Origin of the sequence: Pseudomonas sp. NPDC085632 (genome assembly GCF_044541255.1) — a bacterium.
In the GTDB taxonomy this organism is placed as follows: Bacteria; Pseudomonadota; Gammaproteobacteria; order Pseudomonadales; family Pseudomonadaceae; genus Aquipseudomonas.
Map to the genome: position 1 here is coordinate 1 of NZ_JBITSX010000107.1, position 2,600 is coordinate 2,600.

At 59.4% G+C, this 2,600-nt stretch carries 2 protein-coding genes; both read right to left on the reverse strand.

Annotated elements, in window-relative coordinates:
• Positions 1-1,791 (reverse strand): phosphate ABC transporter permease (locus ACIF4X_RS29185; RefSeq protein WP_397484690.1); only part of this gene is annotated, 1,791 nt, incomplete at its 3' end.
• Positions 1,792-1,964: 173 nt separating this feature from the next.
• A partial coding sequence (locus ACIF4X_RS29190) for a substrate-binding domain-containing protein (protein ID WP_397484691.1) occupies positions 1,965-2,600 on the reverse strand: 636 nt, incomplete at its 5' end.

Consider the following 2,600-nt stretch of genomic DNA (forward strand, 5'->3'; position numbering starts at 1 on the left):
CCACATGCGCATGTCACCGCCGAAGAACCAGTTCTCCATGAACGGACTCATGTACAGCGACAGCCAGCCCACAAACAGGATCACCGGAATCAGCAGCGCACTTTCCCAACCGTCCGGGACTTTCAGACGGATCGATTCAGGCAGGCGGCTGAAGGTAAAACCGGCGACCAGAATGCCGATCGGCAACAGCATCAGCAGGCTGAAGATGCCCGGCAGATGCCCTTCTACATACGGCGCGAGGAACAGACCGGCGAAGAAACCGAGGATCACCGTCGGCATCGCTTCCATCAGCTCGATCACCGGTTTGACCTTGCGGCGCATGCCCGGGGCCATGAAGTACGCGGTGTAGATCGCTGCGGCTACGGCCAGTGGCGCGGCCAGCAGCATCGCGTAGAACGCCGCTTTCAGGGTGCCGAAAGTCAGTGGCGAGAGGCTCAGTTTCGGCTCGAAATCGGTGTTGGCCGCGGTCGATTGCCAGACGTATTTAGGCTCGTCGTAGTTCTCGTACCAGACCTTGCTCCAGAGCGCGCTCCAGGAAACTTCCGGGTGCGGGTTGTCGAGCAGCAGCGGTTGCAGCTTGCCGCCGGCTTCGACGATCACCCGGTTGGCGCGCGGCGACAGGCCGAATACGCCTTGGCCGTCGACTACTTGATCAACCAGCAGCGTGCGATGTGCGGTGCTGTGGAACACGCCGAGCTTGCCGCTGGCATCGAGGGCGAGGAAGCCTTTGCGCCGCTCTTCGGCGGTGATTTCAACGATCGGCGTGGTGCCCATCTGGAAGGTGCGGATCTGCTTCAGGCGCAGCTCGCCGTCGGTGTCACGGGCCATGAACCACTGGGCCAGACCACCCTTGGAGTCGCCGACGATCAGCGAGATGCCACCGACCAGTTGCGTGGTTGCGGTGACTTCGGCGTCAGCGTTTTCCAGCAGTTTGTAGCGACCGTTGAGGCTCTTGTCGCGCAGGCTGAACACATCGGCCTGGGCGCGACCGTTGACCACGTACAGCCACTGCTGGCGCGGGTCGACGAAGATGTTTTTCACCGGTTCAGTCATCTGCGGCAGATCGATACGCTTCTGCTCGTTGGTGACTTCGCCGGTCATCATGTTTTCTTCGCTGGTCAGCGACAACACATTGAGTTGCGAACCGGTCGAACCAACCAGCATCAGCGTCGTGTCGGTGGCATTCAGGCTGACATGCTCCAGCGCACCGCCGGCTTCGTTGAGCGCGATTGGCGTCTCGCCATACGGATACTCAATGGCCGGGGTGATGGTTTTCTTGCCATCGGGGTAGCTGACTTTATAGGTGTGACGGAACACCAGCGCCTGGCCGTTGGACAGGCCCACGGCTACCAGCGGGTGGCCCGGCTGATCTTCACCAATCGAGGTCACGGTGGCGCCGGCAGGCACTGGCAGATCGACGCGCTTCAGCTCAGCGCCACTGTCGATATCAAAGAACAATGCCTGGCCCTTGTCGGAAACGCGCATCGCCACCTGATTCTGCTCTTCGAGCGAAATCATCAGCGGCTTGCCGGCGTCCTGCATCCAGGCCGGGGTGATTGCATCTTTCGCAGTCAGGTCGGCACCCTTGAACAGCGGCGCAACCACGTAGGCGAGAAAGAAGAAGATCAGGGTGATGGCTGCCAGCACCGCGAGACCGCCAACGAGGACGTACCAGCGGGTGAAGCGATCCTTGAGCGCGCGAATGCGGCGCTTGCGTTGCAGCTCAGGCGTATTGAAATCAATGCGCTTGGGAGGATTAGTAGTCATGTGGGAATTGGCCAGATCATTCATGCGCTCACCCTAGCGATCCTGTATGACAGAAAGATGACAATGCAGTGACGCAGCAAATCCACCGCCAGCGGGACTGGCAGAGGATCAAAAATTTGAGGTGTGGAAAAGGCCGGCCTGCAAGCAGATCCGGCCTTTTACCTGAGTCCGGTGGGGTTCACCCCGGACTCAATTTGTTACTTCTTTGCGACTTCAGCGCCGCCTTCTTGCAGACCCAGGTCAGCCAGTGCTTTTGCAGCAACTTTGGCTGGCAGCGGGATGTAACCGTCTTTCACTACGACTTCCTGGCCCTGTTTCGACAGCACCAGCTTCACGAACTCAGCTTCCAGCGGAGCCAGAGGCTTGTTCGGGGCTTTGTTGACGTACACGTAGAGGAAACGCGACAGCGGGTACTTGCCGTTCAGGGCGTTTTCTTCGGTGTCTTCGATGAAGTCAGTGCTGCCCTTCTTCGACAGTGCAACGGTTTTCACGCTGGCAGTCTTGTAACCGATGCCCGAGTAACCGATGCCGTTCAACGAGGAGCTGATCGACTGCACAACCGACGCCGAACCTGGCTGTTCGTTGACGTTTGGTTTGTAGTCGCCTTTGCACAGGGCTTCTTCTTTGAAGTAGCCGTAGGTGCCGGATACCGAGTTACGGCCGAACAGTTGTACTGGCTTGTTAGCCAGGTCGCCGGTCACGCCCAGGTCGCCCCAGGTTTTCACGTCGGCTTTGGCGCCGCACAGACGGGTCGACGAGAAGATCGCGTCAACCTGTTCCATGGTCAGGTGCTGGATCGGGTTGTCCTTGTGCACGAACACAGCCAGGGCATC